Origin of the sequence: Absicoccus sp., assembly GCF_034090965.1 — a bacterium.
Classification (GTDB): domain Bacteria; phylum Bacillota_I; class Bacilli_A; order Erysipelotrichales; family Erysipelotrichaceae; genus Absicoccus; species Absicoccus intestinalis.
In genome coordinates this window covers 1-25824 of the sequence record NZ_JAXDRQ010000064.1, presented here as the reverse complement: position 1 = coordinate 25824, position 25824 = coordinate 1, and the positions used below count along the sequence as shown (strand labels likewise).

The following is a 25824-nucleotide window of genomic DNA, read 5'->3' as shown; positions in this document are numbered from 1 at the left end:
CTTTTCTGCTTTTATTGTACCAAGGTTTGATGGAATTGCAATTTCATAATGAACGTGATATATTTCAAATAGAAAATTAATCTATATAAATTATATCAAATAGAAATAATATGTATTCGAAATGAAAGAAGGAAAAGTATGGATCTTACAACTTGTGACATACGAAAAGGATTGCTTCTTTTTGCCTTGCCCATGATTCTTGGTGATTTGTTGCAACAAGTCTATAATCTGAGTGATACATTGATCGTGGGACGCTTTATTGGCAGCAACGCATTGGCAGCGGTTGGTTCGGCCTATGCGTTGATGACCTTTTTGACTTCCATTTTCTTAGGTCTATCCATGGGAGCCGGTGTCTTATTTTCAATGGAATGGGGAAGGGGAAATATCCATCGTTTACAATTAGGTATCTTGCATGCATTTTGTTTGATCATTTTGATTACGATCCTATTGAATATAGCACTCTATGTATGGATGGATCCCATTCTTCATTTTTTAGCTGTACCACAAGCCATCTATGATTCTATGCGCATCTATGTAGAAATCATTTTCATGGGCTTGTTGGCTGTATCCATCTATAATTTTTTTTCGTGTTTGTTACGTTCGATAGGAAATTCAGTGATTCCTTTAGTCTTTCTTGGTCTATCGGCTGGATTGAATATTGGTTTGGATCTTTTGTTTGTACTTGGCTTTCATTGGGGCATTGCCGGAGCAGCCATCGCAACCATCCTTGCACAATATGTATCCGGATCGGGTATCAGTATGTATTATATGAAAACGTATCGATCGTTCATTCTCCATCGGCAAGATTGGGTCTTTGACCCAACGATCTTGCATGATTTGCTAGGCTTATCGTTGATGACTTGTTTGCAACAATCGTGTATGAACTTTGGCATTTTGTTGGTTCAACGTCTAGTTGATACGTTTGGTCCAATAACTATGGCTGCTTTTGCCGCTGGTGTAAAGATCGATACCTTTGCGTATTTACCAGTACAAGATTTTGGGAATGCCTTTTCTATTTTTATTTCTCAAAATGAGGGTGCCAAAAGAATCGATCGCCAACAACAAGGATTTCGAATCGCAACAACGATGACCATCCTCTTTTCAGCCGTGATCTCATTGTTGGTCTTTGTGTTTGCCCAACCATTGATGCAACTTTTCGTGCAAGCCAAGGAAACACAAGTCCTATGGTGTGGAATTCGTTATTTACACATCGAAGGCACTTTTTATATAGGTATTGGCTGTTTATTTCTTCTCTATGGCTATTTTCGTGGAATGGGAAAACCGGGTATTTCAGTGATCTTGACCATTCTTTCCTTAGGTACTCGAGTATTATTGGCTTATGCATTGGCACCTACCCTTGGTGAAATAGGGATTTGGATGGCCATACCCATTGGTTGGTTCTTAGCCGATCTAGTAGGATATGGTTGGTATTTTATGGGTAGGACAAAAATCGATATGTCGGTTGATGGTGATTGAATTGGGTCAATATATATAGAGTGCAATCTAAACTGTTTTCATTAGTTAGCCGTACGCATCTAACTAACTTACACAGTCTAGATTGCACTCTCGTTTACTTGTCATCATAGGCACTGAAGTGATTTGTGCATTTTGATAAACCGCAATTCAAAATCGATTCTGTATTGTATTCCCATTTCTTATCAATAATTTTGGCGGCCTGTTCATACTAGGAATTGGATGGGCGCTTTGGTAGGAGGCTAAAGAATTCCTGTACAGGTTTTGGTTTGCTGGAAAGATAGCCCTGGGCATAGGTGCAACCAATTTGTTGCAGGAATTGAAGCTGCTCTTTAGTTTCTACCCCTTCGGCTACTGTTCGAGTACCAAGTGATGTAGCCATTTCACAGATGGAGCGCACGATTTGTTTGGAACGCTCATCGAATTTTTTCATGAATTCCATGTCGATCTTAATTACATCGAAAGGATAATCTTTTAGAACGTTGAGGGAGGAATAACCAGATCCAAAGTCGTCCATCCAGACTTCAAATCCCATACGATGGAAATGTTTGATTGCCTGAGGCATGATAAGGGAATCGCCGTTCAGTGCACTTTCTGTGATTTCAATATGAATCAGGTTTTTGTCGATGGCAAGTGCATTCACAATTCTTTCGATTTCGCCATAGAGATCAATACCAGATTCAAGATCGGTTCGCGAGATATTAAAGCTAATGGGAAGTGGTTCCAACCCAATTTTTTGAATTTTTTGTATTTCTCTTCCATAGGTGGAAAGGACGTTTAAGTCTACTTTGTAGATCAATCTGAGATTTTCAAGCGAAGGAACAAACTTATCGGGTGTGAGCAGGCCATATACAGGATCTTCCCAGCGAGATAGAGCCTCAAATCCGGCCGGTTTTCCACTTTGGATATGGATAAGGGGCTGATAGTAGACACGTAGCCATTGATTTTGTACGGCTTTGTCTATGCTACTTATGACATGTAAGCGAATTTCTTCCTGTTTTTTGAGGTCTTCTTCGAAATATTGCACAACTTGTCGGGAATCCTTTTGGTAGCGGACTGCATAGGCGGAAAGATCCACCATTGTTGTTAGCTCATCATAGGATAATTCCGTTTCGTGTCTTGTGGTATGGGTTGCCACAGGGATGGGATAGATGCCAACTTTTAGGTGCAGTGCTTCATCTAAGCTCAGTCCCTCAATTTGTTTAGCTGCTAGATTGAATTTGTTTTCTATATTTGCAAGAGGTATGATGCCGGCAAAGTGGGAACCGGATACGCGAGCGACGATGCCATCCGGGAACTGTGCAGCCAAAAGTGCTGCTGTCTTTTGAAGAATTTTGGTACCAGCATCATAACCGTGAATCATATTTACATCGTGAAGATTTTCAAGATTTGTATAAAAAACGGCAAATTCTTCATTTGTGGTTTGTGCTTTTAAAATCATGTCTCTTCCATGCTCAATCAAGTAAGTCAGGCTCTTTGCGCCAGTGGTGCTATCTTCGTCCTGGCTGCGGATGTAGTTTTCATACTTCATGATGGCAAAAAAGTTGAATTTCATGAAAAATACAAAGAAGAGAATAAGCGCAATACCAGCTATGGAAACCCCATAAGCAAGTGCATTTACGACTCCATTTGGACTGCCATCAAGCACAATTCGTGGAAGCTCGGCTTCCACACCAATCAGAACCATAAAGGCATATGCAGTTCCCTGAAATCGGTGGTCCATTTGAAGCATGGATTTTTCAAAAAAAAGATAGCGGATTTCCTGTTGAAAGTACCATGTTAGGGCAATGCTTAATGCAATTGTGATACACATGCGTTGCCATACACTCTGGGCAAGTAACATGGCTAAACAATTGGAGCAGAAAAAAAGAGCATACAAGAAAGCAGCACCGGGTCCTTGGATGGCAAGTACTTTTGCATACAGCGGAATTAGAATAAACACCGGTAATAAAAGGCAGCCTGAGGCAAGTAAGAAATCCAGAAAAGTCCCCTGTATAGATAGAAAAGAAGTGAAGCCAGCATACGTTGCATAGGAAATGATCTCAGCTGTATTGTAAGAGACAAGAAAGGATAGAATACATTTTTTGATTTTGGTACTTCTGTCCGTGTCTTTAAAAACGAGAAATAATGTAACGGCGGCAAAGACAATTCCTTGCAGAATATCGGTATAATTGCGATACCAGTATTGTGATAACCAGTCTATAATCGTTTGCATAAAAGCACATCCCTTCAAAAAATGTCCATCTTTTGTCCGATGTGCGAATACTGCGATTGGCTATGCCACTACTTTTGATACGAAAGAAAATGCATAAAGAAAGTATTGGACAATATCCTGTGACCGGTACTTTGGAAAACATTTTAACACTAAAAACATTCTAACAACTCGTTTAATAGGATTCAAGTATCCTAAGAAGTACCAAAATTCGATGTATGCTAGTAGGTATATGTAAATATTTCTCTATCATTTGTTTATAAGATCCATATTTAATCTTTTACCATGATAGACAATACAATCATAAAAAGCTAGTGTTCTGTATGATGTTTTATCGATACCAACATTTGCTATAATAATTACATAGTAAGGAAAATTTCGCATGAATGATAGAGAACAAAAAAAGAGAAGCAAAAGAATTTGCAGAAAGATGGGCTGGTAGAGGAAATGAAAAGTCGGATAATCAATCATTTTGGATTGATTTATTGCAGAATGTTTATGATGTAAAACAACCAACCGAATATATTAGTTTTGAAAAAAGAGTAAAGAATTCCCATACGAATACAACCAATTTTATTGATGGTTATATTTCTAGTACATTAGTCATGATCGAACAGAAAGATATAGCGAAAGATCTATTAAAACCAATCAGACAATCGGGTGGACTATATCTAAATGCATATCAGCAAGCAAAGCAATACAGTGATGATCTAAAATTATCGGAAAAACCAAGATGGATCATTACATGTAATTTTAAAGAATTTTATATCTATGACATGGATAAATCAGTGCCAGAAAAAGATTCATTGCATATCGAATTAAGTGAATTGTCAAAACAAGCCTATCAAATGAATTTTCTTGTTTCACAAACAAACCATCATTTGATTAAGGAACAAGAATTATCAATAAAAGCTGGTGAATTGGTTGGTAAACTCTATGACTCCTTGTTAGAACAATATAAATTGGCACCTCTTGACGAAAAAATAATGTATGAGCATTTAAATAAGTTATGTGTACGACTTGTGTTTTGTTTATATGCCGAAGATGCAGGATTATTTGAAAAGAAAAATCAATTTCATGACTATCTTTCTCAATATTCGGCAGAAAATATACGAGAGGCACTTAAAACCTTATTTAAGGTATTAAATACAAAAAATGAAGAGAGAGATCCGTATTTGTCAGAACAGCTTAAAGCATTTCCGTATGTAAATGGCGGCTTGTTTGCGGATGAAAACGTATTGATACCTCCATTCACTGATGAATTAAGGACTATGCTGTTAGATCAAGCATCGGATGAGTTTGATTGGTCAGATATTAGCCCAACGATCTTTGGGGCAGTCTTTGAATCAACATTGAATCCAGAAACACGACGAAAAGGTGGTATGCATTATACATCGATTGAAAACATCCATAAAGTCATTGATCCATTGTTTTTAGATGATTTGAAAGATGAATTCAATCAAATCATGCAAATCAAACGTGAAAAAATACGTAATGCACACCTACGAGAATTTCAGAACAAATTGGCATCTTTATATTTTTTGGACCCAGCAGCAGGCAGCGGTAACTTTTTGACCGAAACGTATTTATGCTTGCGAAAATTGGAAAATAAAATTATTTCAATCATTAATAAAAATCAATTTGATTTATATGCATCGGAGGAAGATTTTAATCCTATTAAAGTAAATATTGATCAATTTTATGGAATTGAAATTAATGATTTTGCAGTCACTGTTGCCAAAACAGCATTATGGATAGCAGAATCTCAAATGATGGATGAAACATCACTGATCATGATGACAGATTATGAATTCTTACCATTGAAAACCAATGCAAACATCATTGAAGGTAATGCTTTAAGAATGGATTGGAATGACGTGATACCAGCAAGTGAACTAAATTACATTATGGGAAATCCACCATTTATTGGTGCCAGATTAATGTCAGTTGATCAAAAGAATGATGTTCTTAGTATTTTTGGAAAGAAATGGAAGCATGTTGGAAATTTAGACTATGTTTCCTGCTGGTACAAAAAATCAATGGAAATGATGGCTGAAACTAATATTCGTGGAGCGTTGGTTTCTACGAATTCTGTTACGCAGGGTGAAGCAGTAGCAAATTTATGGAAACCGCTTTTTGAAAAAGGATTACATTTCGATTTTGCTTATCGTACATTTCGATGGGATAGTGAAGCGCATATAAAAGCACATGTTCATTGTGTTATTATCGGCTTTAGTGTTGCTGTTAATAGTAGAAAAAAACGTATTTTTACCGGTGAAAAATATCAATATGCAGAAAATATAAATGGATATCTTATGGATGCACCAGATGTATTTATCGAAAATAAATCAATTCCCTTGTGTAATGTTAGCAAAGCGAGTTTTGGGAGTATGCCTAATGATAAAGGATTATTAAGCAACTATTCTGAGAATGAGATGCTTGAAATAACAAAAAAATATCCAGATTCAAAGAAAATGTTTAAACCAATAGTTGGATCTGAAGAATTTTTGCACAACAAAATAAGATATTGTTTGTGGCTTACAGATATTGAAACCTTTGAAATTAAAGCAATACCTCCAATTTATAATAGAGTTCAAATGGTAAAAGAAATTAGAAAGGGTAGTGATAGAATAGCAACCAAAAAATTGGCTAGCACTCCCTGGTTATTTGGAGAAATACGGCAGCCAAAATCTAATTACTTGATTATTCCTCGTGTTTCTTCAGAAAGACGGGAATATATACCTATTGGTTATATGGATTACCATACTATTGCGAGTGATGCTAATATTATTATGCCGGATGCTAGTTTATTAATGTTTGGGGTATTAGCATCATCTATTCATAATAATTGGATGCGTGTGGTTGCGGGAAGATTGAAGTCTGATTATAGATATTCGGTTAAAAATGTCTATAATAACTTTCCATGGCCTACTCCATCCGAACTGCACAGGCTATACTTGATGCTCGTTCCTTATATCCGGATAGTTCATTAGCGGAGATGTATGATCCGGATAACGAATGGATGTATCCAGAACTTGTGAAAGCTCATCAAGAAAATGATAAAGCTGTCATGGATGCATATGGATTTCATTATGATATGTCGGAGTCTGAGGTTGTTAGTGAATTGATGAAAATGTATCAAAAGTTAACAGAAGAAAAGGGATCAAATTGATTTTGTATAATTGAATTATGATGAACAACAAACAAGATCGGTATAAAGGTGCGACAATTGGGTTGCACCTTTTTGTAATTGTTATATGTAATAAAAAACATCCCATGAAAATCTGAGATGTTTATTGATCATACTGGCGCCTCCAATAAGATTCGAACTTATGACCTGCCGGTTAACAGCCGGACGCTCTACCGCTGAGCTATGGAGGCACTAAAATAAAAGTGGCGCCTCCAATAAGATTCGAACTTATGACCTGCCGGTTAACAGCCGGACGCTCTACCGCTGAGCTATGGAGGCATCTGCTTAGTGCTTTTCTATGATACCATGACCATTTTTTTATTGCAACCATTTTATTGATGATTTTTATGCTACACTAAATACATATTGAGGTGAAATTATGACTATCTTGTTATTGATCGTTGGTATGCTTTGTTTGGTGAAGGGTGCCGATTGGTTTGTGGATGGATCTTCATCGGTGGCACGGATGTTAAAGGTGCCATCGGTCATTATTGGTTTGACCATTGTGGCACTGGGGACAAGCTTACCAGAAGCTTCGGTTTCCATTACGGCTGGCTTGGTTGGCAACAACGAATTGGCTATATCCAATGTGGTGGGTTCAGATATCTTTAATACGTTGGTCGTTGTGGGTGCATCGGCTTTGATCACACCATTTATCATGGATAAAGATATTGTTCGTCGGGATTTGAAGATCAATTTGTTTGTATCGTTTTTATTAGCTGTTTTTGTCAGTATCAATGGGTATTTGGATCGCTGGGAAGGCTTGATCCTATTGGTGTTATTGGTTATGTATATTGGCACTTTGATTAGGAGTGCCATGCAAAATCGAACCCAAGAAGAGAATGCTAAAACGTTAAGTGCACCGATGAGCATCGTTTATATCGTTGTTGGCATTGCTGCTATTATCTTGGGTGGAAATCTGGTTGTCGATAGTGCAACCAAAATTGCGCAACTCTTGGGCTTATCGGATACCTTGATTGGTTTGACCATTGTTTCGATTGGTACATCTTTGCCAGAATTGATGACCAGTATTGTAGCAGCCCGAAAAGGGGAGAGCGGCCTTTCTTTAGGAAATGCCATTGGCTCGAATATCTTGAATATCATTTTTATTTTGGGTGTTTCCAGTGTTTTATCGCCGATTGCGGCTTTAACAGAAAATATCATGGATGCCTGGATCTTAGTTGTCGTGGCTTGTTTTACCCTTTGGATTGCCAAAAAAGACGACCAGATGACGCGTTCCAAAGGGGCTTTGTTTGTCGTCATCTATGTCGTCTATCTGATTTATATTATTTTTCGTTAGTTTTGCCGGTACGCAAGATAGCGCGTACGGCATCAAATAAATAGGGTTTATATTGATCAATGGGCAGAGGCTTGTTGTTGATGATACTGGAATAACAAGTACTTCCTACCATATCGATGATAATATACATGACCACTTCTGGATCTTTAAACTGGTAGTGGTTTTTTTTGGCTAACTGAATAAAATCATTCTTTATATGCAATTCATCATCTGCAAATGCATTTTGAACATAATCTGAAAAGATGCCCCAGGAAAGATTCTTTTCAATGAAAGCCAAGATGGAACGATTTTTTTTCAATTCCATGAGGATATGATTGATCATAAAGATAATGGCATCTTCAAAACCACGAATGTCATTTTCTTCCAGTGCTTTTTGGGCATTTAAGAAAATTCGCCGCGATTCTCGTGAAATCAAGATATTTCGAATTTGATCTTTATCTTTAAAATATAAATAAAAAGTTCCTTTGGCGACACCGGCATGCCGGGCAATTTCCGAAATGGTGACCGTATCGATGTCTCTTGTTGTGAATAAATCAAATGCACTTTTCAATAATTTATTTTCTTTTTGTTTCTTATTTTCCAAAATTTTGGATTTCATTTCTTCACCTTCGTCACACGTATTATAAAGAAACCTGAACCATTGGTCAATTATTTTAGTTATATGTCCAAAATTGTCTAAAAAGTGGATAAAAAGTGGATATAAAAATTGACTCATGGTCAAAGTAGCTCTATACTATTCAACGAAAACGGGGGAAGCGATATGGAAAAATTATCCAGATTCATTGTAAAATTTCGTAACCAGATTCTGATTCTGGCGATTATTTTACTGATTCCAAGTATATTTGGATATCTGAACACACGTGTCAATTATGATTTATTATCGTATTTGCCAAGTGATGTTGAATCCATGCAGGCACAAAAGATCCTTGGCGATGATTTTGATCTAGCCAGTGTGGATGAACTTGTCGTCAATGGCATGAAAGATCGAGATGTCGTCAAATTGAAAAATGAGATCAAAAAGATTGACGGTGTAAAAAAAGTATATTGGCGTGATGATGTCTTAGATGTCACGATTCCAAAAGAAGCCATTCCGGATAGCTTACAAAAAATGTTGTATTCGGATAAGGGTTCAACCATGATGATCATCACTTTTGATGAGGGAACCTCATCGACACGAACGATGAATGCGATTGCCAACATCAAAAAAGTAGCGGATAAGGATTGTTTCTTAGGTGGTATGTCGGCCATGTCCGAAGATATCAAGGAAGATCTAGATCATTCGATGCCAATCTATTCAGCGGTAGCTGTTGTGCTGGTTCTTTGTGTCTTGTGGCTTGGTTTGGAAAGCAACTTTGCACCTTTTGTATTTATGTTAGGGATTGTGTTCCCGATTGTATATAACTTTGGTACCAACATCATCTTCGGTGAAATTTCCTATATCACCAAAGCCTTGGCCATGGTCTTACAATTGGCTGTTACGATGGACTATTCCATCTTCTTGTTGCATCGTTACCAAGAAGAAAAACTACGACATCCAGGTGATAATGAAGAAGCCATGAGCAAGGCTATTCAAGCCACTTTTGTTTCGATCAGTTCTTCTTCAATCACGACCATTGCTGGTTTTATGGCTTTGTGTGCCATGCGATTGACATTGGGCCGCGATATTGGTTTGGTCATGGCCAAAGGTGTTATTTTGGGTGTTATTTCAACGATCGTGGTATTACCAAGTTTGTTGATGATCTTCGATAAACAAATCGAAAAGAAGAAACATAAAGTATTGATTCGTCCAATGGTGAAATTACCAGCTTGGATCATCAATCATCATAAAGCCATTTTAGCGGTTTTCTTCCTTTCCTTTGCACCAATGGTCTATGCGCAAGCACATACGCAATCGTACTATGATTTGGTTGCCAATATGCCACAATCCTTTAAATCGGTCATTGGTACCAATCAATTGAAAAAAGACTTTGATATGACAACGACCCATTTCGTCTTAGTGGATGATTCAGTCAAGACTCGAGATGTACAAAAGATCTGTAAAGAAATCAAGAAAGTGGATGGCATCACCAATGTCTTGGCCTATGAAGAATTTGTCGGTCCTGGCGTACCATCTTCCTTTGAACCACAAGCCGTGAAAGACATCTTGAACAATGGTGGCAAACGACTCTTGATCGTCAATAGCGATTATCGACCTGCTACCAGCAAACAAACCAAACAATTGAATGCGATCGATACGATCATTCATAAATATGATAAAAAAGCCGTGATCGGTGGCGAAGGTAAATTGGAAGATGATTTGATCAATATCACGAATATTGACTTCCAAATGGTCAACATTGTATCCATTATTTTGATTTTTGTGATCATTGTCTTTACCTTTAAATCCTTTGCCTTACCTATCATTCTGGTCGCAACGATCGAATATGCGATCAACATTAATATGGGTATTCCATATTTTACCGGTACGGTCTTACCGTTCATTGCCGGTATCGTTATTGGTACGATCCAATTGGGAGCTACGGTTGATTATGCTATCTTGATGACATCACGTTTCAAAGAAGAATTAACCAAAGGAAAACATGTCAAACATGCGATTGGATCCTCCATCAAACATACATGTACATCGATTTTGACATCGGGCTTTAGTTTCTTTGCCGCATGTATTGGTGTAAGTATCTTTGCCAAGATGGATTTATTACGAAGTATGTGCTTATTGTTGGCCCGTGGGGCTTTGATCAGTGTGGCATGTATCTTATTTGTTTTACCATCATTATTATTGTTATGTCATAAATTTATTGAAAAAACGACAAAAGGATGGCCAGTAGGTCAAGTAGAGGAAGGAAGGATCTCAAGTGAAGACGAAGAATAGAGGAATCCGCAAGGAGACATTAAAAGCATTGGGGGCTTGTTTGGTCAGTGCCACGATGGCAGGTAGTATGTTTACAGCTCCGGTTTTTGCTGAAAGTAATACCGATGCGAACCCAACCCAGAAAACAGAAACCGTATATGCCGTTGTGAATCCAGATGGAACCGTATCGAGTACCATTGTATCGAGTTGGTTACACGATGGGGATGGAATCCATAACATCAAAGAAGATCTGGATCTGAAACATGTCGAAAATATCAAGACGGATGAAGATCCAATCAAAAATGGCAATACCTATACATGGAATGCCAAAGGCGATGATGTCTATTATCAAGGATCCACCAATAAAGCTTTGCCAGTCAAAGTCAACATTACCTATTCGATGGATGGCAAAACGATGAGTGCCAAACAAATGGAAGGCAAATCTGGCCATATGAAGATCAATGTTCACTTCACCAACTTGATTTCTAAAACAACATCCGATGGTGTAATCGTTCATCCAGGCTATTTAGCCGGTGGAATCTTGAATCTAAAAACCGGAAATTATTCCAATGTCACTTGTTCCAGTGGTAAAGTCATGAATGATGGATCCAACCAAGTATTGGCCTTTGCCAGTGTTCCAGGCCTAGCCGATACATTGGAAAGTGCCGGTTTGGATAAAGTTGTCAATCAATTAAAAGCCAGTGATGACTGTACGATTGAAGCCGATGTGGAAAACTTTGACTTAGGCGATATCATGATTGGTATTTCCAGTGATTTTGATCTAAAGGAATTGACGACAAGCAATATTCCTGATTTAGCTGGTGATATTTCGCAAATCGTATCGGCTTCCGATCAATTGGAAAGTGGTGCGCAACAATTGTATGAAGGAACGACCCAATTAAAGAGTCAAGCCGCTCCATTGACCAGTGCTTCAGGCAGTGTGTTGGAATTAAGCAGTGCCTTGGGAACATTGAATGATGGCGCCCAAACGATGGCTAGTGGCATTCATCAATATACCAATGGTGTCAGTGTGCTAAAAGCTGGTGCCAATCAGTTATATGGCATTCCAAATGGGGTGGCGCAAGTTCAAGCCGGTGTTTCTGGTAACAGTCCACAAACCTTGCTTTCGGGAGCCGAACAATTGGAAGCTGGCTTAGCACAAATGGATAGTCAGATCGATCCGGATCAAATCAGTAAGCTACAACAACAATTGAATACAGCCAACCAACAATTATCCGCCATGGATAAGATGGTTTCCAATGACCAAGAACAATTGAAGACATTGGATGAGAACTTGGCCAAGGCCCAACAAAGCATGGCAGGCTTGCAAGCAGCGCAACAACAATTATCTAGTTTGGCCACCGATGTATTGACCCAACTCGGTACCGATCAACAAATCCTACAAGGTGATCAAACCAAGATCAATAGCACGGTGGATTCGATCAATGCCAAGATCGATGCAACCAATACGCAGATCAATGCGGCCAATTCAAGTATCAATACAGCATATAGCAGTTCGATCACGGCTTTACAAAACGCAGCAGCCAATACGGATGATGAAAATGCCAAAGCACAGATCAATGCGCAGATCACGGCTTTACAATCCGCCCAAGCATCGTCGGCTACGATTAGTACGATCGATCATATTAGTGCCGATAATTTAAACTTGCAGACCTTAGATAACTTAAGCAAGATCAAATCGGATTTTGATAATTTGAATACCTTATTTACAACCTTAAGTAAGACCATGAGTGGCATGCAATCGACAATTTCTGATTCCAATGATACCTTAACGGATCTGAAGAAAGACATTGCGACCAGCCAAAAAGGTTTGGATCAAATGTCGGCTTTATTGAAAAATACCAATACAAAATTGGACTTGAACCAATTATCAACTGGAATTAAAAAGCTACATGCGGGTTCGCAACAATTGGTGGCAGGTATCAAACAATTGGATGGTGGTTTATCACAACTACAAAGTCAATCCAAGAGCGGTATCGACCAATTGAATGGTGGTATTGATCAATTGAACGCCAATAGTTCCGCATTGAATAATGGCGCTGATCAATTAACTTCTGGAACCAGTCAATTAGCCAGCCAACAAGGCAAACTTCAAGAAATGGCTTCAGGATTGACACAATTGGATTCGGCCTTTACGCAATTGAATGATGGTGCCTCTCAATTGTATTCGGGTGAGCAACAATTCAATGAAGAAGCCATGAAACCATTGGAAGAAATGGCCGATTTGACCGATGAAGAAGTTCAAAAATTAACGAATGTCTTCAATGACATCAAAGAATTAACGCAAGAAAACGATAACTTTGCCGGTAAACCAGAAGGTGCCGAAAGTAAAGTCAATTATGTATTGCGAACTTCAAAATAAATGTGATCAAGGCGGTGTAGTTACACCGTCTTTTTCTATAGGATGGGGATGATGTCAAACTTGTTTTTTTTTTCATAGCGTGGTTGAATGAATGCAGGAGGATACGAACATGAATACAAAAGATGTATTAGAACAACGAAGAAGTATTCGTAAATTTAAACCAGGTTCGATCACAAAAGATCAAATGGAAGAATTGGTCCATGCGAGTCAAATGGCCCCTTCTTGGAAGAATTCACAAACAGCTCGATATTATGTTGCCACAAGTGAAGAAGGCATGAATAAGATTCGTGCGGGTCTGCCCGAACGAAATGCTCATCATACCATTCATGCGGCGGCTCTATTTGTGATGACATTTAAGAAAGATCGATCTGGCTTTATGCAAAATGGCTCACCAGATAATGAAGTAGGGAATGGCTGGGGCTTCTATGATAATGGTCTAGCCACTGAAAATCTATTGTTAAAAGCGTATGATATGGGCTTTGGAACAATCGTCATGGGAATTCGTGATGAACAAATTCTACGTGAACAATGCCAAATTCCTGCGGATGAGATCATCACCAGTGTCATTGCCTTAGGTATTCCGGATATACATCCAACCGCACCGAAACGAAAAGAAGTATCCGAAATCATTACGTATGTGGATGGAGAATAAGATGCCCAAGTATGTGAAACCCTCCATTTGGATTTGTTTATGTGTGTTTGTTGGTGGCTTTCTCGGCATACTGACACACAATTGGATCTTCTATTTTATTACGACCTATGGCTTTGCGATTCTTTTTCAAAAAGTCTATGCTGCTTTACAAGATAAACAATAAATAAAGACCACGTAGCATGCTACGTGGTCTTTTTTTATAGCCAATCAAAGAGATTGAACAACGATTTTTTATTGGTGAAGAAGAAGCCACCATAATTACTATAATCGGTTTGATCATTGGTATCATCGGTCACTTCACCAGAACCATTTTCTTCGGTATAGGTATTGTTGTTATCTTGTGTTTCTGTCGTTGTTGATTGTTGCGACTGGGTCGATGAACTACTGCTCGATTCCTCATTGGAAGATGAACTCGACGACGAAGAAGAACTCGAAGAAGTCGGATCATTCGCTGTGGCTCCTTTATCTCCTTGGGAAGCATATTTGGTTTCGATCCATCCTGAACCATATTTCGTTACCCCTGGCGTTTGTGGGATGCTCTTATAGGTTCCATATTTTTTACAATAATCCAACATATAATGCGAAATATCAAAAGCCTGGGTAAAACCACTTACTTGTGATGTTGGAATGTAGTAGCCTTGTTGCTCATATTTACGCGGGTAACCCGACCACGTCGCAATCGTAAATTGCGATGTATATCCAAGCGACCATTCATCACGAATTGAACCTTGTGGAATGCCATACGCTAAACCACTGGTACCCCAGTCGGAAGTACCGGATTTACCATATACCGGATAATCACTCGTCAATTTTTCGTTGAAGTTTTGATAGCCGCCATGAACGACTTTATACAATAAGAAACTCATCATAAAGGCTGCATCTTCACTAATGACATTGGTCGTTTGCGCATTGGTCTTGAACTCTTTATTGTCAGTTCGACGAATCGCATTGCGCACCGTATGAGCATCGACACGATTTCCTTTATTCGCAAAAATAGAATACGCATTGGCTTGTTGGACAGGGCTGGCATACATACTGCCACCACCGATCGCATATTGTTCCGTGAAATCTTCCGCTACATCATCGTCATAGCCAAGTTTCTTACAGAAGTTGATCCAGTAGTTGTAGCCTTTGGCATCGATCAGATCCAACATCGCAGCTGCCGCTGTGGTATTTTTGGAAACACCCAATGCATACGCCAACGAAATATTACCGGAGAAGGTACCATCGGAGTTGGATACATACGAACCATTTTTCCAATAGTCTTTCTTCTGGTCATTGACCGTGTGTTCGGTAGACCAACCCAATAAGTCAAATGTTGAAGAATAAGCCAATAAAGGCTTCATGGAAGATCCGGGCTGTTTTCGATCGGTTGCGTTGTTGGTCTTGACCGAATCGGTGTGATACGTTCGTCCCGGTCCTACCGCTAAGATCTCACCATTGGTGTTATCAATGATGCTGAATCCGACATCAAAATACGAATTCGGGAAGGTAACGACTTCACCGTTACAAATCTTATCGGCTTCTTTTTGTACGCTGGTATTCAAAGACGTATAAATATCCATCGGAATAACGGCTGGATCTTGTCCCGTCAAGGTTTGTGTTTCTTGAATGACCATATCAATATAGGCTTCATTTGGATCTTCCGCATCCGAGGTCGTATCTTCTTCTTTTAGATCATAGGCCAAATTGGTATTGACAGCCAAATCATGCTCGGTTTGGGAGATATATCCATGTGCCAGCATCAGGTCCAATGTCGCATTTCGTCGATTCTGACCCGATTTCAAGTGATCGGTATCCGGATCGGTCTTATTCGCTAAAGGATTGTACTGACCCGGTGCATTGATACAACCCGCCAAGAAAGCTGCTTCTTCCAAGTTGACATCCTGGATGTCTTTGCCAAAGTAGTATTGAGCCGCTTTTTGGATACCACGCGTATTATTTCCCGAACCAAACCAGATTCGATTGACATAATATTCAAAGATTTTTTCTTTGCTGACTGATTGTTCCGCAATCAAAGATAAGTAGATTTCTTGCACTTTTAATTTGACCTGGTCAAATTTGCTCAGGGATCCTTTTTCTTTGATGATCTTGTCTTCTTGGTTTTTGGTAAATGAGTTATCGATCATCTGCATGGTCAATGTGGAACCACCTTGGGCAAATCCACCCGATCGTAAATCGGTAATAGCCGCCGATAAGAATCGTGGCAAATCAAATCCATTATGATCGAAGAAACGAGAGTCCTCGATCGAAAGGAAAGCATCAATGACCGATTGTGGGATATCTTTATATTTCACATCATCACGAATTTCAGAACCAAATTCATAAATCATCTTGCCGTTGGTATCATAGATCCTGGAATTGGACATGGCTTGTAAGCCATCTTGACTAAAGCGCATACCTTCTGGATCATTGATGATATTGACCAATACAAAGAAAACAGAAATACAGCCAACTAAGAATAAGGTCAAGATCACAACCGCGATCTTATTCCATATATCTAGGCGCCGCCTCATTTTCTTCGGCGTTTGTGTGTCATTACTTCTGTGTTTTTTCATAATGACCTTCCTCCTTAAAATAGAGTGTATCTACGATCGATAGATAATCAAGACGAGGTTGATAACCTTCATGGATCGGATGTCCATATTGTTCAAACCAGGTATAAGGAATGGATCGCCGATCCATCGTCTCAATTTCATGGATCAAGATTTCTGAATCAACCAAATACGTACAGTCATAAGCAGTAAATCGAATCAGAAAGAAACCAATGCCCCCATGGACATGCACTTTTTTTAAATGTTCAATTTGATGGGGATGTACCATAAATAAAGGAAAATTCTTTTTATTTCGGGTTTCTTTGGCTTCAAAATCGATATATCGACCTCGATATACGCCGTTATAATCCGTTGTTGACGGTGTTCGATAATACGCTTCGACAATCTTTGCTCGATTTCGGCTGGGATAATCCACTCGCACCACTTGAATAGGGGTTGGTTTTTTGTAGATCAAAGCCCGATCAACGGTTCGATAATAGGCATTGGAATCATTTAGATCATTTTCTAAACGCATACCGCGACCACTATGATGATCCGAAGTCGAACCCATCTGGACATGTTTTGTCCCGTTTGGATATTTGATTGTACTCATCAGATTGATTATACTTGAAAACGAACGAACATTCAATCTTTGCCATGTTATGATATAGATAGTAAAGCCCATCTGTATATTTTGATTTTTGAAATTAATGGTATAATTAAAAAATTTATTAGAGGAGAAACTTATGCTTACATGCAAACATATCATCAAAGACTATCCAAGTGGGGACAAGGTCGTTCATGCCTTACGGGATGTATCCTTGACCTTTCGTGATAATGAATTCGTGTCGATTTTAGGCCCAAGTGGTTGTGGTAAGACAACTTTTCTTAATATCTTAGGCGGATTGGACCACTATACATCGGGTGATTTGGTGATCAATGGAAAATCAACCAAAGAGTATAGTGAAAAAGATTGGGATACCTATCGTAACCATCATGTTGGCTTTGTCTTTCAAAGTTATAATTTGATCATGCATCAAACGGTCTTGGCCAATGTCGAATTGGCTTTGACACTGACGGGTGTAGAAAAAAAAGAAAGAAAAGAAAGAGCCATTCAAGCCTTAGAAAAAGTAGGCTTATCCGATCAGATCCATAAACGGCCAAGCCAATTGTCGGGTGGCCAAATGCAACGAGTTGCCATTGCTCGAGCTTTGATCAACGATCCAGATATTGTTTTGGCCGATGAGCCAACTGGCGCTTTGGATTCTGAAACCAGTGTGCAGATCATGGAACTCTTAAAAGAAATTGCAAAAAATAAGTTGGTCATCATGGTCACACATAATCCATCCTTGGCTCAAGATTATTCGACCCGGATCATTCGTTTGTTTGATGGCCAAGTACAGTCGGATTCCCAACCGGTGGATGAAACCGAGATCCATCCCCACGCGGATGATCAACGACGTCCTTCCATGTCTTTTAAAACCGCCTTGGCCTTAAGTATGACCAATTTGATGACCAAAAAAGCCAGGACCTTATTGACCGCTTTTGCCGGTAGCATTGGGATCATTGGAATCGCTTTGGTCTTATCGTTATCCAATGGAATGCAACTCTATATTGATCGCGTAGAAAATGATACCATGTCCAGTTATCCCATCGAGATCCAAGATTATTCGACCGATATGTCCGTTATGCTTTCAACCATGATGAATATGCAAAAGACCAAGACCAACAAGGATGGTAAAATTCATACTCAGCCAATGGTCAAGGATATCTTGGATTCGGTATCCAGTTCCAAAAAGAACAATTTATCTGCCTTTAAGGCCTATTTGGAAAGTGCGGATGGCAAAGCCTTTCAAAAAGCGACCAAAGCGATTGAATATGAATATGACCTGCCTTTACAAGTCTACAATGAAAAGACTCAATCGGGCTTAGTTCAAGTCAGTCCGAATGGCTTGTTGCAACGTTTGGGAATGTCGGAAATGTTATCGGCGACTTCGCAATTGAGTGGCAATAGCTCCGGCCAATCGGTATGGATGAAACTGCCCGATAGTCAAAAGCTGCGAGACGATGAATTCGAATTGATTGGGGGAAAATGGGCCAGTAATGAAAATGAAGTCGTTTTGGCAGTGGATCAAAACAATGAAATTAGTGATTATGCGCTTTATTCTTTAGGCTTGATGAATCAAGATGATCTGGTCAATGCCTATCAGGATTTTATTGCCGGAAATACCGATAAGATGCCAACCACAACGATGCCAACCTATACGAAGGATGAATTATTGAATACTTCCTTCCGATTGGTCTTGAATACCGATTTGTATCAAAAAAGAAATGCCGTTTGGATCGATGCTTCACAAGATGAAAATGCATTAAAAGAGATTGTTGCGAAATCCAAAGAAGTGAAGGTCGTGGGCATTATTCGGCCGAAAAAATCAACGGCGAATCAACAATTCTATGGTGGGGTTTACTATACATCGGCCATGCAGAAATATGTTGCACAGCAATGTGAACAATCACAAATTTATCAAGAACAAAAAAGCAGTCCACAAACCAATGTATTTACGGGCCAAGCATTTGGCACCCAACAAAGCCGTGATATTAGCGCAATGGCAGGTTTGTCTCAATCGGACATGTGGGCCTATGCACAAACCATGTCGGAAAATGCGAACGCAACGTATGATGCCAATATGAAAAAATTAGGATATATGGATCCAGATGATCCAAGCTCCATCAATTTGTATGTATCCAGTTTTGATCAGAAAGAAAAAGTGAGTGCCCTGATCACGAAGTACAATGAGCAACAAAAGAAGGTCGGAAAGACCAAAAATGTCATTACCTATAATGATGTGGTCGGTACCATGATGAAATCCGTCACTAGTGTCATTGATCTGATTAGCTATGTTTTGATAGGCTTTGTGAGTGTTTCCTTGATCGTTTCCAGCATCATGATTGGTATCATCACCTATATTTCAGTCTTAGAACGGACCAAAGAAATTGGTATTTTACGCGCTATGGGTGCTTCGAAACGAGACATCTCTCGTGTATTCAATGCGGAAACCTTTATTATTGGTTTGACCTCAGGCATCATGGGCATCGTGATCACGCTATTGTTGAATTTTCCAATCAGTTCCATTGTTTATTCGAAAACAAAGATTGCCAACATTGCGCGATTGCCTTGGCAAGGCGGTTTGATCTTGATCTTGATCAGTTTGGGATTGACCGTATTGGCCGGTTTGATCCCAGCGCGAATCGCATCGAAAAAAGATCCGGTCGAAGCCTTACGATCCGAATAATGTGGGTTGATTTTTTAGCTTTAAAAAGGCATAATGTGTATTAGTATTGGGGGAATGAATATATGGCAAACAACTTGAATTTAACTGCTCAAGATGTATATTCCAAAGAGTTTCATGTCGACCTAAAAGGATATGCACCAGCAGAAGTTGATGAATTCTTGGATCAAGTCATCGAAGATTATCAGGAATATGATGAAAAAATCGAGGAATTGTCGCAGGCCATTACTCGTTATGAACAAAAAATCAATGAGTTGCAGGCGAAAATCGTCGAATTAAATACAGACAATCGTAAATTGCGCGATCAAATGAAGAGTGGCATGGTGGCTGCCAACAATAGTGACCAAGTGGATATTTTAAAACGAATCAGTCGTTTGGAACAAGCGGTATTCCACAACAATCGCTATAATAGCGGCTATCGTGGTCCAAAAAATAAACGCAAAAACAACAATACGGCGCAACATCAAGCCCATGAAAAAGGGGAACCACAACCGGTACAAGAACAGCCAGCTGCTGTTGCTCAACCCAAAGAAGTGGAACAACAATAAAATGAATTCAACTCTTAAATCCGCAGTCGCTGGCAATAGCTAGAGGAAAGTCCATGCTCGCACGATCTGAGATGATCGTAGTGTTTGTGCTAGATGAATCAATAAGTCTAGGCAGTTGAATCAGTTCAATTGACGGCAACTTTGATCCTAAGGGAAACTATGGAAACAAGTTTGAAAGTGCCACAGAGACGAGTTCGAATGGAAACATTCGAGGTGGAACGGGTAAACCCCACAAGCGAGAAACCCAAATTTGGTAGGGGAGTCGGCCAGAATGAATCAAAAGGATGGCTGGATATCGAAAGATATAGATAAATGGCTGCATATACAGAACATGGCTTATGCATTTGAGAGAATAAGCAAGGTTTGCCCTTGCTCTTTTTTTTGAAAGGAGGGAGTCCATCGTGATCGAATACTTTAAAACAACAGAAGAAGGCACCCAACAATTAGAGATGCCAGAACGAGGATGTTGGATCAATTGCGTGGCTCCATCCATGGAAGAAAAACGGTTTTTGACCGATCATGTCGGTGTCTTACCTGAATTTGTTCAATCCAGTCTGGATGAGGAAGAATCATCCCATATCGATTATGATGATGATCTGGAACAAACCCTGGTCATTATTGACTATCCAAGCATGAAAGGCATCGATACAGGAGCCAATGAATATTTCACTTGCCCATTGGGGGTGATCTTGATGCATGGCTATGTCATTACGATTTCTTTGTATGAAAGCTGGAGCATCAATGCCTTACGCCGTCATTTGGGTAAATTTGTCGATACGCGCTTAAAGACCCGCTTTTTATTGACGCTGTGTCTATATATTTCCCAACGCTTCTTGATGTGTCTGCGTCAAATTGATCGTTTATCGACCCAAACGGAACAAGACCTACAAGAAGATCTGGATAACGATGGACTCTTACGCTTATTAGGACTTGAAAAATCTTTGGTGTATTTTTCAACTTCTTTAAAATCCGATGAAACGACATTGAATCGGATTCATCGAGGCAAACAAATCAAATTATATGAAGAAGACGAAGAATTATGGGAAGATGTCATGATCGAAATGAATCAGGCCAACGAGATGTGTAATATCTATTCCGGCATCTTGTCGCAAATGAGAGAAACATACAACAGTATCATTTCGAACAATATGAACAAGGTCATGAAATTATTGGCCATCGTGACCATTGTCTTATCGTTGCCCAATATTGTTTATGCCTTCTACGGTATGAATGTTCGCTTGCCACTTCCTTATGTTTGGTTCCCAACTTTGATCTCGGTTCTTCTTTGTGTGGGATCTTTGATCTGGTTATTAAGTAGTAAGCGATTTAAATGAAAGGAAAGAAAAATATGAATGTAATTAATGGAAAAATCACAATGGAAAATGGCGATATCATGGAATTTGAAATGTATCCAGACATCGCCCCAAAAACAGTACAAAATTTTGTTGACTTGATCCAAAAGCATTTTTATGATGGTTTGATCTTTCATCGCATCATCAAAGACTTTATGATCCAAGGTGGCGATCCTGAAGGAAGCGGAATGGGTGGTCCAGGCTATACGATTCCGGGAGAATTTCGTGCCAATGGATTTGACAACGATCTCAAACATACCCGTGGAGTATTGTCAATGGCACGGACCATGGATCCCAATTCGGCTGGTTCGCAATTTTTTATCATGCATCAAGATGCTCCTCATCTGGATGGTCAATATGCCGCATTTGGCAAATTAACGAGCGGGTTTGATGTATTGGATGCGATCGCTTCGGTACCAACCGATTGGATGGATCGCCCGAAACAAGAACAAAAGATCAAGACCATTGAAATCATCGATTAGAAGGAGTCCTCCTCCTTCTTTTTATTTGCTTCGATCTCTTTTTTTAGATCCGTTTCTTGAAGTACACGAGCAAACCCTTCACCGAATAGATCCAATTCCATATCGACCCATTGTTGTCCACTTGCTCCGGCATGATCATAACCGCTGACTCCATCCGCCATTACGACGACGTTGTAGTCTTTGTGATAGGCACTGCGAATCGTGCTGTCCACACACCAATTGACGACTGTACCACAAATGATCAACGTTTTGATATTTTGCTTCTTTAACCAAGTTTCTAGATCCGTATGAGCAAAGCAATCATAGCCATATTTGGTAAATATCGTATCGGAAAGGGTGGGTGCTAAGGCATCGGTGATCTCACATTCAGGACTGCCAATCTTAAATTTATATTCGCCTTTGGCATTGATGAGACCTCGTTCTTTGTTCTTTTGCCAATAAAAATCGTAACAATAGTCTGGTCCTTGCGCAAAGACGGACATATAAACGGGAATTTGATATCGATGACAAAAATTTTGAAAGTCACGAATTATCTTTACTTGGGTGCGTGCCATAGGTACTTCTAAACAACTTCCTTCATCGACAAATCCCTTTTGCATGTCCACGATCAAAAAAGCAGTGTCTTCGGAACGAATCGAAAACGATGGTTGCCATTCCCAATATTTTTTACTCATGTTCTAACCTCCTCAAAATAAAAAAGAAGTCATGCTGGAAAATGACTTCTTTGTCTTGATGTTTTTAGCATAATCGGAAAGTTTCCCTTTGACAATGTATAAAGTATCTATCTATCATTGACAAATTATGGTTAAATTATACAATGCAAAAAAGGAGGGTCTTCTATGGCTACAGTTGAAGATATCATGAATCTGGATTTTTTTAAGCACAACCATTTAGAATTTGTGGCCGGTAAACAAGGACTCTATCGTATTGTGACCAGACCCAATATTGCCCAATTGATGAACTTTTCCGATTGGATGGGCGGCGGTGAATTTCTATTGATCAATGGGGTAGGCTTAGGCCTGGATCAAAAAGAAAATATGTTGCAGGTGATCGAAAATGCGAACAAAGCCAATGCAGCATGCATCGCCTTTGAAATCAGTCAAACCTTTATACCTAAGATTCCACAAGAAGCCATTGATCTTGCCAACCAATATCAACTTCCCATTTTTACACTTTCTTGGGATGTTCCATTTGGTCCAATCTTAAATACGGTCTATGACTTTATTGTTCGCGAAGAAAGAAAAGAATCAACCATCATGGATATCATGCGAAATATTTTATTTGCGAATGTAAATCCCGGACAGATTCTCCAACAAACCGATTATTATGGATATGATCTTCGGAGTCCCCATCAATGTATGGTCTTTCAAAAGGAAGGAGGATATGATGCATTAAAGAAACGTTTTTGTGAAGATAAAAGAATTTTGTATCTAGAACAAAATGAACATCTTATCGTGTTTTATCCCTATTGCGAAAAGAAACAACTCAAAAATCAGTTGCGAAGTCTTCTAGCAACAGAAGATGTATATATTGGAATTGGTGATGTTTGTACAAATCTGATGAAGTATCAAAATAGCTATTATCAAGCATTGCGTGCATTGCGTTATTTGATGGTCACAAAAGAAAAACAGATTCTTTTTTATGATGAACTCGGTTTATTGACATTATTGGATGATGTTGATAATGACCATAATATCAAACAATATATCATGGATTTTTTAGCACCTTTACAAGAATATCAGACACATCATTCGATTGATTTGATTGAAACGTTGAATGTCTATCAAGAATGTAATTTTAATGTGGCAAAAGCCAGTCAAAAATTATTTATTCATCGAAATACGTTACTTCAAAGATTGGAAAAGATTGCCGTGTTGTTGGATGTGGATCTCAATAATTTCAATGCTCGTCGCGAAATTATGAATGTCATGAATCTTAGAAAGTATTATGGGTAAAATATCTATAAAGAACCATAAAAAATACATACAATCTATCCATATACAACTCATTTTTTGTATGCTAATATGCAAATATCCAAAGAAAAGCAGGCAAAGAAGTCATAAAATGAAAATTCATTTTATGGCTTTTTTTGTTTTCGAAAGGAGAGTGAATGCTATGGATGAGAAAAAAGATGTGGAATTTACCCAACAAGCTGTACCCCTATCACAAAGAAAAGGTTTTTTAGAAATTTGTGTTGTCTGGATTGGCTACGTCTTTGTGGTTACCGGTATGCAAGTAGGCGGTACGATGGGAATTTCTACCGATTTTGCGACCTTGTTACAAGCATTGGCCGTGGGCAGTGTGATCTTATTGATCCTCGGTTCTTTTATGGGACTGATTGCCTTAAAAACTGGGTTGACGTTTGGCAAGCTCTGCCGCTATGCATTTGGTTCCTTAGGATCCCATATCATTTCTTTGATGATCGTTGTGACCTTGATTGGATGGTTTTCTGTGGATGCCTATATGATTGGACAAGCTTCTCATGCCTTATTTTCTTTTTTACCCATTATTCCGATTGCCATATTGGCTGGTATTGCGATGACCACGACCGCCTTATTTGGTATGTCCTGGATGTCAAAGCTTAGTGATATTGCGGTGCCATTGGTCTTGATCTTTGGAATCCTATCCATTGTTCTGAGTGTGAAAAGTACCGGTGGAATGGATGCTTTATTTGCAATCCAACCCAAAAATCCAGCTTCCTTCAATACCTTGGTTTCGCTTGCGATTGGCTCCTTTGTATGTGGCGCAGTTTCTTTTACCCCGGATGTTTTACGATTTGCGAAAAATAAGAAACAGACTTTGATCATCATGTTTATAGCGATGATGTTGGCCAATCCCTTAATGATCATTTTAGGTGCAGTTGGTGCTATTGCCACTGGCTATTCCGATATTACCTATGTATTGGCATCCCAAGGATTATTGGCTCCAGCTTTTCTTGTCATGATCCTCAATATTTGGTCGACGGCTCAAGGATGTGTCTATTCCGGTTCGTTATCGTTAGGAAATACTTTATCGATCGATCGAAAGTATCTGGTCATCGGCTTTGGAGCCTTAGGCACCTTAGGCGCAGTCTTGGGATTCTACAATTATTTTGGTCAATTCATCAATTTTTTAGCCACCACCATCCCGGCTTTAGGTGGTGTATTCATTGCCGATTATCTCGTGACATATCGAAACGGCTATCCATCACTAGATGGGGGAATGATCCCTCAAGTCAAATGGCAAGCTTTCCTGGCTTGGGGACTTGGTATTGCGGCTAATTATCTTTCCTTTGGCATTGGTCAAGTAAATAGTATTCTTGTTGCTTTTTTAATGGAAGCTGGTTTGTCTTTATGGATCGAAAAAATCAGAAATGTAAAAAATACCAAGATCATATCTGAAAATGTATAAGCTGTCTTATCCAAGGCAGCTTTTTTTCATGATGAATTGTCAAATTAAGTGCAACACGATGTATGTGAGTCTGTTTCGTTCATAACTTCATTTGGTGTCTTATAGCCAAGGCACTTTCGTGGCCGATTATTCATCAGTTCAAGATTATGCTTTAGCTCATCTTCATCGAC

The 25824-nt window shown here is 39.1% G+C and carries 19 protein-coding genes, 2 tRNA genes and 1 other RNA gene; 15 read left to right on the top strand and 7 right to left on the bottom strand.

Annotation, left to right across the window (positions count from 1 at the left end):
• The first annotated feature begins 138 nt into the window (after positions 1 to 138).
• Entirely contained in the window at positions 139 to 1476 is a 1338-nt protein-coding gene (locus SOS22_RS09750) for an MATE family efflux transporter (protein WP_320597054.1), read from the top strand.
• A gap of 208 nt (positions 1477 to 1684) precedes the next feature.
• Here the strand turns inward: SOS22_RS09750 and SOS22_RS09745 are convergent, their stop codons facing one another.
• Entirely contained in the window at positions 1685 to 3688 is a 2004-nt protein-coding gene (locus tag SOS22_RS09745; RefSeq protein ID WP_320597053.1) for a GGDEF domain-containing phosphodiesterase, read from the bottom strand.
• Positions 3689 to 4071: 383 nt separating this feature from the next.
• Between SOS22_RS09745 and SOS22_RS09740 the strand changes: the two genes are divergently transcribed.
• Both SOS22_RS09740 and SOS22_RS09735 read left to right on the top strand, forming a co-directional pair.
• The gene (locus SOS22_RS09740; RefSeq protein WP_320597052.1) at positions 4072 to 6678 is read left to right on the top strand and encodes a DNA methyltransferase; all 2607 of its coding nucleotides are present in this window, start codon (positions 4072 to 4074) and stop codon (positions 6676 to 6678) included.
• Complete coding sequence (locus SOS22_RS09735) at positions 6609 to 6857, top strand: type IIL restriction-modification enzyme MmeI (protein WP_320597051.1); 249 nt, start codon at positions 6609 to 6611, stop codon at positions 6855 to 6857. Before SOS22_RS09740 ends, SOS22_RS09735 begins: the two co-directional genes overlap by 70 nt.
• Positions 6858 to 6991: 134 nt before the next feature.
• Here SOS22_RS09735 and SOS22_RS09730 read toward each other — a convergent pair.
• Positions 6992 to 7066, bottom strand: a tRNA-Asn gene (locus SOS22_RS09730).
• Positions 7067 to 7079: 13 nt separating this feature from the next.
• A tRNA-Asn gene (locus tag SOS22_RS09725) sits at positions 7080 to 7154 on the bottom strand.
• Positions 7155 to 7254: 100 nt separating this feature from the next.
• Between SOS22_RS09725 and SOS22_RS09720 the strand changes: the two genes are divergently transcribed.
• Positions 7255 to 8175: a calcium/sodium antiporter gene (locus SOS22_RS09720; RefSeq protein ID WP_320597050.1), complete on the top strand. Its 921-nt coding sequence runs from the start codon at positions 7255 to 7257 to the stop codon at positions 8173 to 8175.
• Here the strand turns inward: SOS22_RS09720 and SOS22_RS09715 are convergent.
• Complete coding sequence (locus SOS22_RS09715) at positions 8162 to 8773, bottom strand: TetR/AcrR family transcriptional regulator (protein WP_320324587.1); 612 nt, start codon at positions 8771 to 8773, stop codon at positions 8162 to 8164. The two genes, SOS22_RS09720 and SOS22_RS09715, sit on opposite strands and share 14 nt — an antisense overlap.
• 162 nt (positions 8774 to 8935) lie before the next feature.
• Between SOS22_RS09715 and SOS22_RS09710 the strand changes: the two genes are divergently transcribed.
• From SOS22_RS09710 to SOS22_RS09695, 4 genes are all read left to right on the top strand, one after another.
• Positions 8936 to 11044 carry an efflux RND transporter permease subunit gene (locus SOS22_RS09710; RefSeq protein WP_320597049.1) on the top strand — a complete coding sequence of 703 codons (2109 nt, stop codon included), beginning with the start codon at positions 8936 to 8938 and terminating at the stop codon, positions 11042 to 11044.
• Positions 11028 to 13406 (top strand): hypothetical protein, encoded by a 2379-nt coding sequence (locus tag SOS22_RS09705; protein WP_320597048.1) that lies wholly within the window; start codon positions 11028 to 11030, stop codon positions 13404 to 13406. Before SOS22_RS09710 ends, SOS22_RS09705 begins: the two co-directional genes overlap by 17 nt.
• A 109-nt stretch (positions 13407 to 13515) precedes the next feature.
• A complete protein-coding gene (locus SOS22_RS09700; RefSeq protein WP_320324584.1) occupies positions 13516 to 14058 on the top strand; it encodes a nitroreductase family protein in 543 nt (180 codons plus the stop codon).
• A 1-nt stretch (position 14059) separates the two neighbouring features.
• On the top strand, positions 14060 to 14221 hold the full coding sequence (locus SOS22_RS09695; protein ID WP_173447119.1) for a hypothetical protein: 162 nt from the start codon (positions 14060 to 14062) through the stop codon (positions 14219 to 14221).
• Between the two features lie 34 nt (positions 14222 to 14255).
• Here SOS22_RS09695 and SOS22_RS09690 read toward each other — a convergent pair whose 3' ends face one another.
• Both SOS22_RS09690 and recU read right to left on the bottom strand, forming a co-directional pair.
• Entirely contained in the window at positions 14256 to 16616 is a 2361-nt protein-coding gene (locus SOS22_RS09690) for a transglycosylase domain-containing protein (RefSeq protein WP_320324583.1), read from the bottom strand.
• Positions 16597 to 17205 (bottom strand): Holliday junction resolvase RecU, encoded by a 609-nt coding sequence (gene recU, locus SOS22_RS09685; RefSeq protein ID WP_320324582.1) that lies wholly within the window; start codon positions 17203 to 17205, stop codon positions 16597 to 16599. Before recU ends, SOS22_RS09690 begins: the two co-directional genes overlap by 20 nt.
• 133 nt (positions 17206 to 17338) lie before the next feature.
• Between recU and SOS22_RS09680 the strand changes: the two genes are divergently transcribed.
• The 5 genes from SOS22_RS09680 to SOS22_RS09660 all read left to right on the top strand — a co-directional run bounded on the left by SOS22_RS09680 (position 17339) and on the right by SOS22_RS09660 (position 22264).
• On the top strand, positions 17339 to 19885 hold the full coding sequence (locus SOS22_RS09680) for an ABC transporter ATP-binding protein/permease (protein ID WP_320597047.1): 2547 nt from the start codon (positions 17339 to 17341) through the stop codon (positions 19883 to 19885).
• A 62-nt stretch (positions 19886 to 19947) separates the two neighbouring features.
• The gene (locus SOS22_RS09675; protein ID WP_320324580.1) at positions 19948 to 20430 is read left to right on the top strand and encodes a DivIVA domain-containing protein; all 483 of its coding nucleotides are present in this window, start codon (positions 19948 to 19950) and stop codon (positions 20428 to 20430) included.
• Between the two features lie 14 nt (positions 20431 to 20444).
• Positions 20445 to 20775: RNase P RNA component class B (gene rnpB / locus SOS22_RS09670), an RNA gene on the top strand.
• A 56-nt stretch (positions 20776 to 20831) separates the two neighbouring features.
• Positions 20832 to 21764 carry a magnesium transporter CorA family protein gene (locus SOS22_RS09665; protein WP_320324579.1) on the top strand — a complete coding sequence of 311 codons (933 nt, stop codon included), beginning with the start codon at positions 20832 to 20834 and terminating at the stop codon, positions 21762 to 21764.
• A gap of 14 nt (positions 21765 to 21778) precedes the next feature.
• Positions 21779 to 22264, top strand: a complete 486-nt coding sequence (locus SOS22_RS09660; protein ID WP_320324578.1) for a peptidylprolyl isomerase — start codon at positions 21779 to 21781, stop codon at positions 22262 to 22264.
• On the opposite strand, the gene SOS22_RS09655 is transcribed toward SOS22_RS09660, so the two are convergent.
• Positions 22261 to 22938 (bottom strand): cysteine hydrolase family protein, encoded by a 678-nt coding sequence (locus SOS22_RS09655; protein WP_173447112.1) that lies wholly within the window; start codon positions 22936 to 22938, stop codon positions 22261 to 22263. The two genes, SOS22_RS09660 and SOS22_RS09655, sit on opposite strands and share 4 nt — an antisense overlap.
• 165 nt (positions 22939 to 23103) lie before the next feature.
• Between SOS22_RS09655 and SOS22_RS09650 the strand changes: the two genes are divergently transcribed.
• Entirely contained in the window at positions 23104 to 24219 is a 1116-nt protein-coding gene (locus tag SOS22_RS09650; RefSeq protein WP_320597046.1) for a PucR family transcriptional regulator, read from the top strand.
• A gap of 160 nt (positions 24220 to 24379) precedes the next feature.
• The gene (locus SOS22_RS09645) at positions 24380 to 25654 is read left to right on the top strand and encodes a cytosine permease (RefSeq protein ID WP_320597045.1); all 1275 of its coding nucleotides are present in this window, start codon (positions 24380 to 24382) and stop codon (positions 25652 to 25654) included.
• Positions 25655 to 25824: the final 170 nt, after the last annotated feature.

What these genes read in the sequence shown, in the direction of transcription:
- SOS22_RS09715 (WP_320324587.1), bottom strand. Translation starts at nt 8,773, where the DNA reads ATGAAATCCAAAATTTTGGAAAATAAGAAACAAAAAGAAAATAAATTA.
- SOS22_RS09720 (WP_320597050.1), top strand. Translation starts at nt 7,255, where the DNA reads ATGACTATCTTGTTATTGATCGTTGGTATGCTTTGTTTGGTGAAGGGT.
- SOS22_RS09695 (WP_173447119.1), top strand. Translation starts at nt 14,060, where the DNA reads ATGCCCAAGTATGTGAAACCCTCCATTTGGATTTGTTTATGTGTGTTT.
- SOS22_RS09745 (WP_320597053.1), bottom strand. Translation starts at nt 3,688, where the DNA reads ATGCAAACGATTATAGACTGGTTATCACAATACTGGTATCGCAATTAT.
- SOS22_RS09710 (WP_320597049.1), top strand. Translation starts at nt 8,936, where the DNA reads ATGGAAAAATTATCCAGATTCATTGTAAAATTTCGTAACCAGATTCTG.
- SOS22_RS09700 (WP_320324584.1), top strand. Translation starts at nt 13,516, where the DNA reads ATGAATACAAAAGATGTATTAGAACAACGAAGAAGTATTCGTAAATTT.
- recU (WP_320324582.1), bottom strand. Translation starts at nt 17,205, where the DNA reads ATGAGTACAATCAAATATCCAAACGGGACAAAACATGTCCAGATGGGT.
- SOS22_RS09740 (WP_320597052.1), top strand. Translation starts at nt 4,072, where the DNA reads ATGATAGAGAACAAAAAAAGAGAAGCAAAAGAATTTGCAGAAAGATGG.
- SOS22_RS09690 (WP_320324583.1), bottom strand. Translation starts at nt 16,616, where the DNA reads ATGAAAAAACACAGAAGTAATGACACACAAACGCCGAAGAAAATGAGG.
- SOS22_RS09650 (WP_320597046.1), top strand. Translation starts at nt 23,104, where the DNA reads ATGGCTACAGTTGAAGATATCATGAATCTGGATTTTTTTAAGCACAAC.
- SOS22_RS09655 (WP_173447112.1), bottom strand. Translation starts at nt 22,938, where the DNA reads ATGAGTAAAAAATATTGGGAATGGCAACCATCGTTTTCGATTCGTTCC.
- SOS22_RS09660 (WP_320324578.1), top strand. Translation starts at nt 21,779, where the DNA reads ATGAATGTAATTAATGGAAAAATCACAATGGAAAATGGCGATATCATG.
- SOS22_RS09680 (WP_320597047.1), top strand. Translation starts at nt 17,339, where the DNA reads ATGCTTACATGCAAACATATCATCAAAGACTATCCAAGTGGGGACAAG.
- SOS22_RS09675 (WP_320324580.1), top strand. Translation starts at nt 19,948, where the DNA reads ATGGCAAACAACTTGAATTTAACTGCTCAAGATGTATATTCCAAAGAG.
- SOS22_RS09645 (WP_320597045.1), top strand. Translation starts at nt 24,380, where the DNA reads ATGGATGAGAAAAAAGATGTGGAATTTACCCAACAAGCTGTACCCCTA.
- SOS22_RS09735 (WP_320597051.1), top strand. Translation starts at nt 6,609, where the DNA reads ATGGCCTACTCCATCCGAACTGCACAGGCTATACTTGATGCTCGTTCC.
- SOS22_RS09750 (WP_320597054.1), top strand. Translation starts at nt 139, where the DNA reads ATGGATCTTACAACTTGTGACATACGAAAAGGATTGCTTCTTTTTGCC.